Source organism: Janthinobacterium sp. AD80, assembly GCF_002878455.1.
In the GTDB taxonomy this organism is placed as follows: Bacteria; Pseudomonadota; Gammaproteobacteria; order Burkholderiales; family Burkholderiaceae_D; genus Janthinobacterium.
Window position 1 is genome coordinate 14,372 of record NZ_NRDQ01000054.1, and the last position, 13,615, is coordinate 27,986.

The following is a 13,615-nucleotide window of genomic DNA, read 5'->3' on the forward strand; positions in this document are numbered from 1 at the left end:
GGCGGTAATTTCCGGTTTTTGGGCCGGCGCGGCCTGGAATAGCGCTTTGCAAGCCATTGCTCTACAATCTGAAGCTTTCATCGCCTACACAAGGATTATCATGACCACCACCACTACCGCTTCCGGCCTGCAATACATCGACACCGTTGTTGGCGAAGGCGCTGAAGCGCAAGCTGGCAACAATGTTGTCGTGCATTACACGGGCTGGCTGCAGAACGACGACGGCAGCGCCGGTTCGAAATTTGACTCGAGCAAGGACCGCAACGACCCGTTCGAATTCCCGCTGGGCGCCGGCCGCGTCATCCAGGGCTGGGACGAAGGCGTGCAAGGCATGAAAGTGGGCGGCAAGCGCCAGCTGATCATCCCTGCGGCACTGGGCTATGGCGCACGCGGCGCCGGCGGCGTGATTCCACCGAACGCCACCCTGATTTTCGACGTCGAACTGCTGGGCGTATAAGAAGCTGAAGGCTGCGCTCCAAGGACCGCGCCAGACGCCGCCCCTGTTCACTCAGCGGCGGCGTTTTTGTTTTGAGTGTGTCCTCTAATGCACGGCGCGCTTTTTTCACTATGATGTCAGGCACTGCAGCACGCACGGTGGCCACTCCGCCGGGCCTGCCGCACTTTTCCAGCGATTCCATCAGCACACAGGAGCCATCATGAGTTTACAAGAGCAATTCGAACAAGCGCAGCTCGATTCCAAGACCCTGTCCGAGCGTCCGGACAATATGACCTTGCTGAAAATCTACGCCTTGTTCAAGCAAGCGTCGAGCGGCGACGCCACGGGCGAGCGTCCTGGCATGACCGACTTCGTCAACCGCGCCAAGTTCGACGCGTGGGCCGCCCTGGCCGGCACCTCGAAAGAAGAGGCGCAGCAGCAATACATCGACCTGATCGAAGACTTGAAGGACTGATCGTCCACCCTGCCCCGGCGCCTGCCGGGGCAGTATAATTTCCGCATGACACCATCACCGATTTCCCTGGTTTCCCTGGCGCATGCCGCCGACCTGCCCCGCTTGTTCGACGTCTGGCACCTGTCCGTACGCGCCACCCACGATTTTCTCGCCGATAGCGATATCGCCTTCCTGATGCCCTTCGTCCGCGATGAGCTGGTCAGGGTGACGGCAGAACGCCTGCTGCAGGTGCTGCGCGCCGATGACGGCGTCGCCTATGCCTTCCTGTGCGTCGAGCACGCCAGGATCGAGATGCTGTTCGTGCATCCGGACCGGCGCGGCAGCGGTGCCGGCCGCACGCTGGTGCGCTACGCCATCGCCAGCTTGCAAGCCACGGCCGTCGATGTCAACGAGCACAACGCGCAGGCGCATGGCTTTTACCGCCACCTGGGCTTTATCGTGGAAAACCGCTCGCCGCTTGATCCGTTCGGCAAGCCTTTCCCCATTTTGCACCTGAAACTGGCCGAAAACACATAAAAACTCACCAAAAACCACAAAAACAGGCTGTTAACGCAAAAGTGGCTACCAAATCGGTAGCCACTTTTTCATGTTGAAACGGCGTTAAAACTTACTTCTTGGCTGCCGCCAGCGCCTGCGCGATCCAGCCGTCAAACGTCTGCTGGTGGAACTTGATCCAGCCGGCCGTATGGCGGGCGATATCGGCTTGCGTGTTTTCGCCGCGGCGCATGCGCTCATTCTGCGCATTGATGTCCGCCACCGGCAGTTGCATCACTTCGAACAGCTTGGCCGCCGCCGGATTTTTCTCCGCCCAGGCCTTGTTCGACACGATGCGCGCCGTGTTGACGGCAAAGCCGTAGTCGCTGCCATTGTCGAGACGCGTGTTCACCTTGTCCGGATTGGCCGAGAATGGCACCTTCAGCCAGATCACGTCCTTGCCAGGCACCAGCACGCCGCTGACCCAGTACGGCGTCCACGTGTAGTACAGGATCGGTTCGCCACGCTTGTAGCGGCCCAGGGTATCGGCGATCAGGGCCGCATAGCTGCCCTGCACGTGCGTCACCGTCTCGCGCAATTTGTACGCATCCATGTGGTTCTCGATCAGCGCTTCGCAGCCCCAGCCCGGGTTGCACCCGGTCAAGTCGGCCTTGCCATCGCCATCGTGGTCGAACAGCTTAGCCAGGGTCGGGTCGCGCAACTGGTCGATATTCGTGATGTTGTACTTTTCCGCCGTGGCTTTGTCGATCAGATAACCCTGCGCGGCAGGACCGGCATACTGGCCCGTGCGCAGCAGCTTGGCGTCGCCGCCCGCATTGTTATAGAAATCCTTGTGCATCGGATCCCAGTGCACGGCCATGAAGGTGGCGTCGCCATTGGCGATGGCGATATGCGCGGTCGGGTATTCCACTTCCTTGATCGGCTGCACTTCGTAGCCGAGCTTTTCCAGGGCCTTGTCGACCAGCATGGTCTGGAAGGTTTCTTCCGCGATCGAGCTTTGCAGCGCCTGCACCTTGATGCCCTTGCCCGGCAGCGCATCGGCGGCCGGCGTCTGCGCCATGGCCAGGCTGGTGGTCAGGGCCAGGGCGGCGATCGCCAGGGCGGAAAACAGCTGGAACTTGCGTTGCGATTTTTGCGTCTCTTTAAAATGTGCGATTTGATGCATGTAAATCCTTTCTTATTGTGCGTTGGCCAGCGTAGCTTGCTGTTCAACATTATTTTTCTCCGTATTGCCGCGCACCAGGCGCAGCACAAAACCGGCAGGACCCGTCTGGTACCAGTGGCGCACGCCACGGCGTGGCTGGCCCATCGCTTGCGTCAGGCGGTCCAGGGTAATGGCCAGCAGCACGATACCCAGGCCACCGACCGTTGCCAGGCCCATGTCCAGGCGGCCAATGCCGCGCAATACCATCTGGCCCAGGCCACCGACGGCGATCATCGAGGCAATCACCACCATCGACAGCGACAGCATCAGCGACTGGTTGATACCGGCCATGATCGAAGGCATGGCCAGCGGGAATTGCACGCGGGTCAGCAGCTGCCACGGCGAGGCACCATACGCGCGGGCCGCTTCGATCAGGTCGGGACGCACCTGGCGGATACCCAGGTTGGTCAGGCGCACCAGCGGCGGCAGGGCAAAGATGATCGTCACGATCACGCCAGGCGCATTACCGATACCAAACAGCATCACCACCGGCACCAGGTACACAAAGGCGGGCGTCGTCTGCATGGCGTCGAGCAAGGGACGCAGCACATTTTGCGCGCGGTCGCTGCTGGCCAGGAAAATACCCAGCGGCAAGCCAATGGCAAGACAGAAGGCCAGCGACGTCAATACCAGCGACAAGGTGGTCATGGCTTCGGGCCAGATGCCCAGCATCGACACGACCAGCAGCGCCAGCACGGTGCCGATGGCCAGGGTGCGGCTGGTAAACTGCCATGCCAGCAAGCCGATGATGGCGATCACCGTCAGCGACGGGGCCGCCAGCAGCACGCCTTCCACGCCGTTCAGGGTGCTGTCGATCGGCGCGCGCACGGCCTGGAAGAAGGGGCGGAAATGCGTCACGACCCAGCCCAGGCCCTGGTTGATCCAGCTTTCCAGCGGCAGCGAGCCGTCGAAAATCTGCGTCAGGTGAAAACCGGAGGCGGCGTGTTCCGGCTGCACGGCCGGGCCGGCCGCGTCCAACCACGAGGTGTCGCCCGGTGGCGTCAGCGCCCACGGATTGACTTGGGTGGCCGGCTGTTCAACAACAGCTTCTACTGTGGAAACGGTGCTTGGGTTCATGCTTGTCCTTTCTGTTGTTGTTCGGCAATGGCTGGCGTATCGCGGTCGAGGAACTTCAGCAAGGTTGTCTTGCTGATGGCGCCGCGGAAGCTGCCGTCATTGGCCACCACAGGGACGGCGTAAGGCAGTTGCGCCACCTGGCCGAACAGGCCGGCGACGGGCTCATCTGCGTTGATCGTCTGCACGTCGGGCAGGTAGGCATGCGCCAGGCCCAGCGGTCCTACATGGCCGTCGAGCGCATTGCGCAGCGAATCGGCCGACACTACGCCGAGGAACTTGCGCTGCGGATTGACGATGTAGGCATAGGCGCGATCCTGCTCTTCCAGCATCGACAGCGCGGCGCGCGAGCCTCGGCTGGGCGATTCGGAGACGACGATCTGGCTCTTGCGGGCAATATCGCTGGCCTTGAAGACAGCCGCCGCGTCGACGCCGCGCACGAAGTTGCGCACGTAGTCGTTGGCAGGTTTGCGCAGGATTTCCTCCGGCGTGCCCACTTGCACCACGTGGCCGTCTTTCATGATGGCGACGCGGTCGCCGATGCGCATGGCTTCGTCGAGGTCATGCGAAATGAAGACGATGGTGCGGCGCTTGATTTGCTGCAAGCGCAGCAGTTCCGACTGCATTTCCGTGCGGATAATCGGATCGAGCGCGGAAAACGCTTCATCCATCAGCAGGATCGACGGGTCGCAGGCCAGCGCACGGGCCAGGCCCACGCGCTGCTGCATGCCGCCCGACAATTCGTCGGGATAGCTGGCGCCGTAGCCGTCCAGGCCTACCTGCTCCAGCGCTTGCTGGGCCAGCGCATGGCGCTCGGCTTTTGGCATGCCGGCCAGTTCCATGCCGAAGGCAGTGTTGTCGAGCACGGTAATTTGCGGCAGCAGCGCGAACGACTGGAACACCATGCTGATGTCCTTGCGGCGCAGCGCGCGCAACTGGGCATCGGGCAAGGTGTTGATGTCATTGCCGTCGATCAGGATGCGCCCGGCCGTCGGTTCGATCAGGCGGTTCAGCATGCGCACCAGGGTCGACTTGCCCGAACCGGACAGGCCCATGATGACGAAGATCTCGCCCGCTTCAATGGTAAAGGTGGCGTCGAAAACGCCGATGGTGCAGTCAGTCTTGGCCAGGATGTCCTGCTTGCTGGCGCCCTGGTGGACGAGTTCAAGTGCTTCTTCTGGCTTGTCGCCGAACACTTTGAACACATGGTCGATCATAATTTGTTTTGCCACGATGTGGTTCTCCCTCGAATTGACGAATGGAATGAAACCCCTGCAAGCTGCGAGCTTGCGGCGGGTATCAGCAAACCCTGTTGCGTCGGCTACGCCACGGCGCAAAAAAGCGCACGGGAGCGACAGAAAACAGGGGGTGACACGCAATGACCAGCGGATGGCAAAAGCCGATGCCGGGGTGCCGTGTGCGTGCTAAAAGAGGCTGTGGTTCAGGACTTTTAACAACGCTAGCGCCATGCAAATACATGGCACCAAATGTATTTGACCGAAAAAAACGATCACTTACTTACTGGATGCGGGTGTAAAACCCAATGAATTATTCACCACTCAGCGAGTGGAGAGTACTGCGAAGCAGAAGGTGAAACGCGGTGTAGCTGTTGTAAATATGACTCAAGTATAACGCAAAAAGACACAAAAGTCCAATGGCTTTCCAAATAGAAATGTGATAGCAATGTGTGCTGGCGCACAGTCACGCCTGAAACCAGGAGGTAAAGGGGCGAAAGAAGCCTCTTTTCGCCTGGCGCCGCGGCGCCATTCTTACCACCCAACGGGGCGCCAGACAAGCTGGCCGCACGCCGTCAAACCTGCTCGGCAAACACCTTGCGCATTTTTTCCGCGATCTTGCCTTCAATCGTCGAGGCAAAGGCGCTGAGCATGAATCCCAGCTTGATTTGCAGTTGCGCCTGCTCTTTTTCAAGGGTCAGGGAACCATCGACGCCGCTGCGCTCGAAACGCAGCACATCGCCATCCCAGGCGCACGCCAGGTCATATTCCTGTGCCAGCTTGTCGGCCACTTGCTGCGCCGCTTCACGGGCCTTTACCGCTGTCAGCTTATGTTGCTGAACTATATTTATATCCGCCATCAAACGATCCTTTTATTAAAAACGGGGGCAATACGGCCAGCATCATACCAGCCGCACTACTACGGGCGCGACCATGGCAGGCGGCGGCGTGCCGAAAAAAAGCGCACTTTCCCCGACATCGTTTGCGCCGCATCAAACCGCAACAGGCCAAGCAGGCCGACTATTTCAGTTCCAGCCGCTGCATGTTCGGGAGAACTACCATGGACCAGAAAGTCATCGTGCCGGTCGAAGCCGTGCTGACCAAATGCGTGTCCCTGCCCGTCGGCTACGTCCCCACCCCATCGGCGCCGTACCGCCAGCACCGCAAGAATGCCCAGCTGACCTTGCAGCCGGGCCGGCCCCGCCTGCTCGATGCCGCGACCCGCAAGCTCGAAGCCGTGCCCGTCGGTTCGCGCGTGCTGATCTGGAAGCAGGACCCGTCCGTGAGCGAACTGGGCACCCGCAAAGCTTTCCTGCCCGGCCTCACCCTGCAAGGCCCGCGTGACGCGCGCATCACCTTTGGCGAACCGGGCATCGCCCAGGTCAGCCCGAACGCGTTTGGCGACTTCATCGTCTCGCCCAATACCGACCAGTTCGACGCCGTGCATACGTTTGCCATCGTGCGCATGACGCTCACCATGTACCAGCGCGCGCTGGCCAGCGGCGACACGGCGCCGCCACTGCCGTGGCAATGGAACAGCGCCAGCAATACGGCACCGCTGCGCGTCTTCCCGCACGGCTTGCCCAACGTCATGAACGCCTATTACAGCCGCAGCGACAAGGCCCTCAAGTTCGGCGACTTCATTCCCAGCGGCGCCACCGAGCGCGTGTACACCTGCCGCTCGCTCGACATCGTTTCGCACGAGGCAGGGCACGCCATCCTCGATGGCTTGAAACCAAACTGGTTGCTCAGCAATAATCCGCCGCAGACGGGCGGCTTGCACGAATCGTTCGGCGACCTGACGGCCATTTTTCTCGCCCTGTCGCAGCTGGACCAGGTGGAAGCCGTCATCGCCCAGACCAAATCCGACCTGCACGACAAAACCTTCCTCGCCGACCTGGCCGAACAGTTCGGCCTGGCGCTGGGGCGCCCCAACGGCCTGCGCAATGCCGACAACGACATCAAATTGTCCGAGGCGGGGACGGAGGTACATGCCATCTCGCAAGTATTTACGGGGGCCATCTACGACATCCTGGCCGACATCTTCGCCCACGAACGCCAGCCCCAACTGGAAGATGACGCGGCCGTGCTGCACCGCTGCGGCGACTACCTGCGCAGCCTGGTCTTGCGCGCCCTGGTGGCATCGCCCGACCAGGCAGCCACGTATGCCGACGTGGCCGGCCACATGCTGAGCATTGCCCAGGCCGATGGCAATGGCGCCTACCAGGAGTTCATCCGCAACAGCTTTAGCGTGCGCGAAGTGCTCAAGTCGCATGCGCTGACGGAGGACGGCCAGCCGACGTTTGCCGCCGACGTCGTCGACGAAGACGGCGCCGTGCAGGACCGGCGTGCCTGCTGCGGTACCATGAACCATGCGCAATACAGCGAATCGGACCAGTTGCTCGAAGCGGAGCGTGAAGCGCTGGCGGCGTGGTGCCGCAGCTATGGCGCCAGCTAAGGGGGCGTGCCCGCCTGACGCCGGGCACGGCTGCCAGCTGGCCGCGTCGCCTCCCCCACCACCATCCACTCCACAGCAGGGAAGACCATGAAAATTTCAGCCCGCAGCAGCGGCGGCTTTGCCGGCCTGAGCGAACAGTATGAAATCGATACGCAAGCCCATCCTGCCGGCCCCGGCCTGGAAGCGGCACTGGCCAGCAGCGGCTTTTTCACGCATGCCCAGGCAAGCGGCGCTCAGGTGGGCGCCGACATTCCCCAATGGCACATCACGGTCGACGCGCCCACCGCGCGGCGCACGATTACCTTTGCCGAAGATGGCAGTGCCGAAAACGCGCGCTGGCAAGCGCTGGTGGCACAACTGCGCGCCAGCGCCTGATTGTCGCGAAAACTTGACCTGCGCAAAACAAAAACCACAGTCCCGGGAAAGGTGCGCGACACGGCCACAGCGACCCGCCGCCCTGCCACAGAGCGTCCTTTGGGGCAGGACTGTCGTTTTCTTGCCCTATCGCCCGGCAACGTCCTCAATCGACGCTGATTCACCCACTCTGCCCGGTTGCGGCACCATCAAAAAATGAATTTGCTTATTTGTATTGTATATAAGCGGGATTTGTGAGAAATAGCGAATTGCCTTAAAATACAATGCTTTGCTTTAGTATGCGCCGCCGAGTTTCCCGCAGGCGCTACAGCACCTCCCCCCAAATTGATAGGACTGTTATGACCCACGTTGTCACCGAATCCTGCATCGCCTGTCGCTATACCGACTGCGTCGATGTCTGCCCGGTAGATTGTTTCCGGGAAGGCCCGAACTTCCTGGCAATCGACCCGGACGAATGTATTGACTGCGCAGTCTGCGTGGCAGAGTGCCCGGTGAACGCGATTTTCGCGGAAGAAGACGTGCCGGGCGACCAGCAAGCCTTCATCAAGATCAACGTCGATTTGGCGCGTAACTGGCCGTCGATCACCAAGACCAAGCCTGCCTTGCCGGAAGCCGAGCAATTCAAGGACGTCAAGGACAAGCTGGACATGCTGGTGCGCTAAGTCGTGCTCACCTGGCAAGACAGACATGAAAAGCAGCGGAAACGCTGCTTTTTTACTTTTAAAGCATGTTTGCTGGTCTGTCTACGCAAGTGTGGCGCGGATCCACACAGTTACGCAAACTGTGGATCTATGCGCGGTAAAGCACATTTTGTCTTCCACAAACATCGTAAAATTGGATTATGATATTTGAGCCGATATTGGCGCTTGGAATTAAACAAGGACTCTATATGCTTTACCAACTGCACGAACTGCAACGCTCTTTCCTCACCCCGGTGATGCAATGGGCAGATATGTCCTCCAAGTTATTTACCAACCCGGTTTCTCCACTGGCCCACACCCCGTTTTCGCAACGCATCGCAGCCGGCTACGAGTTGATGTACCGCCTTGGCAAAGACTACGAAAAACCACAATTCGACATCCAATCCGTTCTCGTCAATGGCGAGAGCGTCGACATCCTCGAACACGTTGTCGTGACAAAACCGTTTTGCCGCCTGATCCACTTCAAAAAAGAAGCCACTGGCTTGCAACAGCCCAAAGTTTTGCTGGTTGCCCCCCTGTCCGGTCACCACTCGACCCTGCTGCGCGATACCGTGCGCGGCTTGCTGGCCGAGCATGATGTCTACATCACCGACTGGACGGACGCGCGCATGGTACCGCTGACGGAAGGCCCGTTCCACCTGGATGACTACATTTATTATGTGCAGGAATTCATCCGCCTGCTGGCGCCTGATTTGCACGTCATTTCCGTCTGTCAACCGACCGTACCCGTGCTGGCGGCCATTTCGCTGATGGCGACGGCCAACGATCCGCACATGCCGAAAACCATGACCATGATGGGCGGCCCGATCGATCCGCGCCGTTCGCCCACGCAAGTGAACAATCTGGCGACGGAAAAGAAATTCTCGTGGTTTGAAAACACCGTGATCTACGCTGTGCCGCCGAACTATCCGGGCTTTGGCCGCAAGGTGTATCCGGGCTTCCTGCAACATGCGGGTTTCATCGCCATGAACCCGGGCCGCCACGCGCAAAGCCACCGCGAGTTCTACATGCACCTGGTGACGGGCGACGACGAGCCGGCGGAAGGCCATCGCCAGTTCTACAACGAGTACAACGCCGTGCTGGACATGCCGGCCGAGTACTACCTGGAAACCATTAAAACGGTTTTCCAGGAATTCAGCCTGCCGATGGGCACCTGGAAAGTGGGTGGCCAGCTGGTGCGTCCGCAAGACATCACGAACGTGGCGCTGTTCACGGTCGAAGGCGAGCTGGACGATATTTCCGGCGCCGGCCAGACGCAAGCGGCGCATGACTTGTGCTCCGGCATCCCTGCCGACATGCAGCAAGACTTCGTGGCGCCAAAATGCGGCCACTACGGCATCTTCTCGGGCCGCCGCTGGCGCGAGATCATTTGTCCGAAAATCGGTGAATTCATCCAGAAGCATTCCTGATCCGGATATTCCCGCTAAAACGCCACGCCGGCTGACACTGGCGTGGCGTTTTTTTATGCCCAGCTTTCATGCCTGGCTCATGCAGACTAAAGGATGAACAAACGAACAAGAACGAATGCTTTCGTATTTAGATATCTCGTTTTGACAACGAACAACGGGGATGCGGCGCCTCAGGGTTCGGCGGGAGCGGCGGCCAGGCTCTGGTCGAGACGCTTCCAGTAGTCACGCTCCAGCCTGGCGGTATCGACGTCGCGCGCCGCCTCGTTGAAGCGTTTTTGCTGGGCAGCGCCTTCGGCACTGCGCTGGAAGCAGACATGCACGGAGCGCTCTTTGAACAGCGTATCGACGACGGCGATGCGGTCGCGGTCAGCCTTGCTGAAACCGCGTCCCATCAGCAATTGCTGCAAGACGTGGCGCTCAATGACAATCACGCGGTAGCGCTTGATCAGCAATTTCCTGAGATTGGTGGCGTCGTTCAAGCCCTCTTCCGTCCGCAGTTGGCCGCGCGCGACCATGCCATCGAACTGTTCTCCATTGGAATAGCCGGCCACGGTACCGATGCGCAGCTTGCCCAGTTCAGCCAGGGTGGCGCCGGGCGCGCCATCTTCCTTCAGGTAGGCCAGCACGCCTTGCGTGTTGCCGATGGGGACAGAAAAATGGCACAGCTTCTCGCGTTCGGGCGTGCGCCAGACGGCCAGCAACCCTGCATAGCGGGGACTTCCCAGCCCGAACTGCATGGCCCGCTTCCACGGGAAATACTCATATTTGACGGCATAACCGAGACGCTCGAAGATGGCGCTGACCATGGCGCCGGACATGCCGTCGGCAGGCAGGCTGCGGGATATGAATGGGGGCCAGTCTTCCGCGGCCAGGCGCACGGTGCGCGAAGCTGCAGGGCCGGCAGTGGCAATGGAGGAAGCCGCCTGCCCGTGCGCGACGGCAAGCGAGGAATAAAAGCATAAACAGCAGGGCAAACCAACTGTCCGGAGGAAACGCATGTTCTGCTCCTTTGGCCTGGCCATCTTGCCGGACGGGCAAAGGGCAGGACTGGCGGTCGGTTCTGTTGTTAATTCCTGGAGACTTCCTTGATAAAAATCATGCTCCCACAAAAAAAAAGAATTTGCAAAGTTGTTTATTTACACTTTGACATTCCTACAGGAAATAAAATACGATTGCGGCGCGCCTGCAACAGGCCGCCATCCCGCCCGGCTATCCCCTGCCGCGAGACAGGTTTTTCCTTGTGCGCGCCGCGGATGGCCGATAATGGCGTTTTACCGTGGAAGATGACCGTGCCGCACCCAGCCCCTCCCTCACTTGCCGACCAGATCGAAGACTTGCTGCCGCAAACACAATGCACCAAGTGCGGCTACAACGGCTGCCGCCCGTATGCGGAAGCAATTGCCGCCGGCAGCGCCGACATCAACCAGTGTCCGCCTGGCGGTGCGCAGGGCATCGTGCGCCTGGCCAACTTGCTGGGCAAAAAAGTCATCCCTCTCAATCCCGTCAACGGCCTCGAACGGCCGCGATCTGTCGCCTACATCGACGAATCGCTGTGTATCGGCTGTACCTTGTGCATCCAGGCCTGCCCCGTCGACGCCATCGTCGGCGCGGCCAAGCAGATGCATACGGTGGTGAGCAGCCTGTGCACGGGCTGCGACCTGTGCGTGGCGCCCTGCCCCGTCGACTGCATCGTCATGTATCCCGTCAGCGGCGACGCCACGGGCTGGGATGCCTGGAGCCAGGCCGAGGCCGACGACGCGCGCGCACGCCACGATTTCCGCACGCAGCGTTTGCACCGCGAAACGCAGGAAAACGAAACCCGCCTGGCCGCCAAGGCCGTCGCCAAGATGCAGGAAGTGACGCAGGAAGTGCCCGTCACGCCGGATGAACAGGCGGAAAAAGAGCGCAAGCGGGCCATCATTGCCGCCGCCATGGAACGCGCGCGCGCCAAGGCCGCCGCCAGCGCCGAAGCCGAACCATCTCCCCCAACTGCCCCGAAAAAAGACGCATGAACGCCGCCAAACGCCTGGAAATCTTTAAGCGCTTTCGCGCCGCCAACCCCTCGCCAAAAACCGAGCTCGAATACACGACGCCGTTCGAGCTGCTGATCGCCGTGCTGCTGTCGGCCCAGGCAACCGACGTGTCCGTCAACAAGGCCACGCGTCTGCTGTATCCGGTCGCCAATACGCCGGCCCAGATACTGGCGCTGGGCGTCGACGAGCTGGCCAGCTATATCCGCACTATCGGCCTGTACCGCACCAAGGCCAAGAACGTCATCGCCACCTGCCAGATCCTGCTGGAGCAGCACGGCGGCGAAGTGCCGCGCGACCGCGCTTCGCTGGAAGCCCTGCCCGGCGTGGGCCGCAAGACGGCCAACGTGGTCATGAACACGGCGTTTGGCGAACTGACCATGGCCGTCGACACGCACATCTTCCGCGTCTCGAACCGCACCGGCATCGCGCCGGGCAAGAATGTCGATATCGTCGAGCAAAAGCTGCTGAAATTCGTGCCGAAGGAGTTCCTGCTCGACGCCCACCACTGGCTGATCCTGCACGGCCGCTACACCTGCACGGCGCGCAAGCCGCAATGCTGGAACTGCATGATCGCCGACCTGTGCGACTACAAGGACAAGTCGCCGATGCCGGCTGTCGTGTAGGCAACGGCCCGCGAGACCATTGTCGTTGCGTCGTAGCGTCGCAGGTCGGGTTAGCCCGCAGGGCGTAAGCCGACACATTGCTGGTGCCGGTGGCGGTTGTCGGATTACGCGCACGCGCTCATCCGACCCACGGCAACACCATATTGTCGCGGTGGATCAGCGCGTGGCCTTCCATGTAGTCGCAGGTCGGGTTAGCCCGCAGGGCGTAAGCCGACACATTGCCGGTGCCGGTGGTGTTGTCGGATTACGCTCCGCTAATCCGACCTAAAGCAAAACCATGTTGTCGCGGTGGATCAGCGCGCGGCCTTCCATGTAGTCGCAGGTCGGGTTAGCCCGCACGGCGTAAGCCGACACATTGGCGCCGGTGGTGTTTGTCGGATTACGCTCCGCTAATCCGACCTACAGCAAGACCATATTGTCGCGGTGGGTCAGCTCGTGGCCTTCCATGTAGTGGTAGGTCGGGTTAGCCCGCAGGGCGTAAGCCGACACATTGCCGGTGCCGGTGGTGTTTGTCGGATTACGCGCGACGCGCTCATCCGACCTACGGCAAGACCATATTGTCGCGGTGGATCAGCTCGTGACCTTCCATGTAGTCGTAGGTCGGGTTAGCCCGCAGGGCGTAAGCCGACACATTGCTAACGTCGGTGGTGTTGTCGGATTACGCTCCGCTCATCCGACCTACGGCAAGTCCATATTGTCGCGGTGGATCAGCGCGCGGCGCGAGGGCCAGTGGGTGCAGATCAACACCAACCGCCTGCAGATCGAGAACGAATACTACTCGGCGATCCGCCCCAAGCGCGTGGCGCACAGCGGCGAGCGCCCGCTGCATGCGCTGGCCCAGCGCGGCGTGCAGTACGTGGAAGTGCGCTGCCTCGATGTCGACCCGTTCGAGCCGCTGGGCATCGGCGCGCCGACCTGCCACTTCCTCGACGCCTTCCTGCTGTTTTGCGCGTTGCAGGACAGCCCGCTCACCGGCAATGCGGAAAGCCGCGAGAACACCGAGAATTTCGCCCGCACCGTCAAGGAAGGGCGCCGTCCCGGCCTGCTGCTGGAACGCCACGGCGAACAAATCACCTTGCAAGCCTGGGCCGGCGAAC

The 13,615-nt window shown here is 60.8% G+C and carries 14 protein-coding genes and 1 pseudogene; 10 read left to right on the forward strand and 5 right to left on the reverse strand.

Annotation, left to right across the window (positions count from 1 at the left end):
• Positions 1-100: 100 nt before the first annotated feature.
• The 3 genes from JaAD80_RS12245 to JaAD80_RS12255 all read left to right on the forward strand — a co-directional run bounded on the left by JaAD80_RS12245 (position 101) and on the right by JaAD80_RS12255 (position 1,427).
• Complete coding sequence (locus JaAD80_RS12245) at positions 101-457, forward strand: FKBP-type peptidyl-prolyl cis-trans isomerase (protein ID WP_034760263.1); 357 nt, start codon at positions 101-103, stop codon at positions 455-457.
• Between the two features lie 199 nt (positions 458-656).
• Positions 657-911, forward strand: a complete 255-nt coding sequence (locus JaAD80_RS12250; RefSeq protein WP_034782468.1) for an acyl-CoA-binding protein — start codon at positions 657-659, stop codon at positions 909-911.
• A 45-nt stretch (positions 912-956) separates the two neighbouring features.
• Complete coding sequence (locus JaAD80_RS12255; protein ID WP_102294406.1) at positions 957-1,427, forward strand: GNAT family N-acetyltransferase; 471 nt, start codon at positions 957-959, stop codon at positions 1,425-1,427.
• Positions 1,428-1,518: 91 nt separating this feature from the next.
• Here the strand turns inward: JaAD80_RS12255 and proX are convergent, their stop codons facing one another.
• From proX to JaAD80_RS12275, 4 genes are all read right to left on the reverse strand, one after another.
• Positions 1,519-2,571: a glycine betaine/L-proline ABC transporter substrate-binding protein ProX gene (gene proX, locus JaAD80_RS12260; protein ID WP_102294407.1), complete on the reverse strand. Its 1,053-nt coding sequence runs from the start codon at positions 2,569-2,571 to the stop codon at positions 1,519-1,521.
• Positions 2,572-2,583: 12 nt separating this feature from the next.
• A complete protein-coding gene (proW, locus tag JaAD80_RS12265; RefSeq protein WP_102294408.1) occupies positions 2,584-3,687 on the reverse strand; it encodes a glycine betaine/L-proline ABC transporter permease ProW in 1,104 nt (367 codons plus the stop codon).
• Positions 3,684-4,916 carry a glycine betaine/L-proline ABC transporter ATP-binding protein ProV gene (gene proV / locus JaAD80_RS12270; RefSeq protein WP_102294409.1) on the reverse strand — a complete coding sequence of 411 codons (1,233 nt, stop codon included), beginning with the start codon at positions 4,914-4,916 and terminating at the stop codon, positions 3,684-3,686. Before proV ends, proW begins: the two co-directional genes overlap by 4 nt.
• A gap of 578 nt (positions 4,917-5,494) precedes the next feature.
• Positions 5,495-5,779, reverse strand: coding sequence for a polyhydroxyalkanoic acid system family protein (locus JaAD80_RS12275; protein ID WP_102294410.1), 285 nt, complete (start codon positions 5,777-5,779; stop codon positions 5,495-5,497).
• Between the two features lie 200 nt (positions 5,780-5,979).
• Between JaAD80_RS12275 and JaAD80_RS12280 the strand changes: the two genes are divergently transcribed.
• The 4 genes from JaAD80_RS12280 to JaAD80_RS12295 all read left to right on the forward strand — a co-directional run bounded on the left by JaAD80_RS12280 (position 5,980) and on the right by JaAD80_RS12295 (position 9,862).
• Complete coding sequence (locus JaAD80_RS12280) at positions 5,980-7,377, forward strand: hypothetical protein (protein ID WP_102294418.1); 1,398 nt, start codon at positions 5,980-5,982, stop codon at positions 7,375-7,377.
• Between the two features lie 87 nt (positions 7,378-7,464).
• On the forward strand, positions 7,465-7,752 hold the full coding sequence (locus JaAD80_RS12285) for a protealysin inhibitor emfourin (protein WP_102294411.1): 288 nt from the start codon (positions 7,465-7,467) through the stop codon (positions 7,750-7,752).
• 338 nt (positions 7,753-8,090) lie between these two features.
• On the forward strand, positions 8,091-8,414 hold the full coding sequence (gene fdxA, locus JaAD80_RS12290; RefSeq protein ID WP_102294412.1) for a ferredoxin FdxA: 324 nt from the start codon (positions 8,091-8,093) through the stop codon (positions 8,412-8,414).
• 227 nt (positions 8,415-8,641) lie between these two features.
• Complete coding sequence (locus tag JaAD80_RS12295; RefSeq protein WP_102294413.1) at positions 8,642-9,862, forward strand: polyhydroxyalkanoate depolymerase; 1,221 nt, start codon at positions 8,642-8,644, stop codon at positions 9,860-9,862.
• 170 nt (positions 9,863-10,032) lie between these two features.
• Here the strand turns inward: JaAD80_RS12295 and JaAD80_RS12300 are convergent, their stop codons facing one another.
• Positions 10,033-10,860, reverse strand: coding sequence for an ABC transporter substrate-binding protein (locus tag JaAD80_RS12300; protein ID WP_258002953.1), 828 nt, complete (start codon positions 10,858-10,860; stop codon positions 10,033-10,035).
• Positions 10,861-11,145: 285 nt separating this feature from the next.
• Here JaAD80_RS12300 and rsxB point away from each other — a divergent pair, with 285 nt between their 5' ends.
• The 3 genes and pseudogenes from rsxB to JaAD80_RS31475 all read left to right on the forward strand — a co-directional run.
• A complete protein-coding gene (gene rsxB / locus JaAD80_RS12305) occupies positions 11,146-11,874 on the forward strand; it encodes an electron transport complex subunit RsxB (RefSeq protein ID WP_102294420.1) in 729 nt (242 codons plus the stop codon).
• Positions 11,871-12,518: an endonuclease III gene (gene nth, locus JaAD80_RS12310; protein WP_102294414.1), complete on the forward strand. Its 648-nt coding sequence runs from the start codon at positions 11,871-11,873 to the stop codon at positions 12,516-12,518. The genes rsxB and nth overlap by 4 nt, the downstream gene beginning before the upstream one ends.
• Positions 12,519-13,224: 706 nt before the next feature.
• Positions 13,225-13,615: pseudogene (locus JaAD80_RS31475) on the forward strand (glutamate--cysteine ligase); the annotation flags it as partial.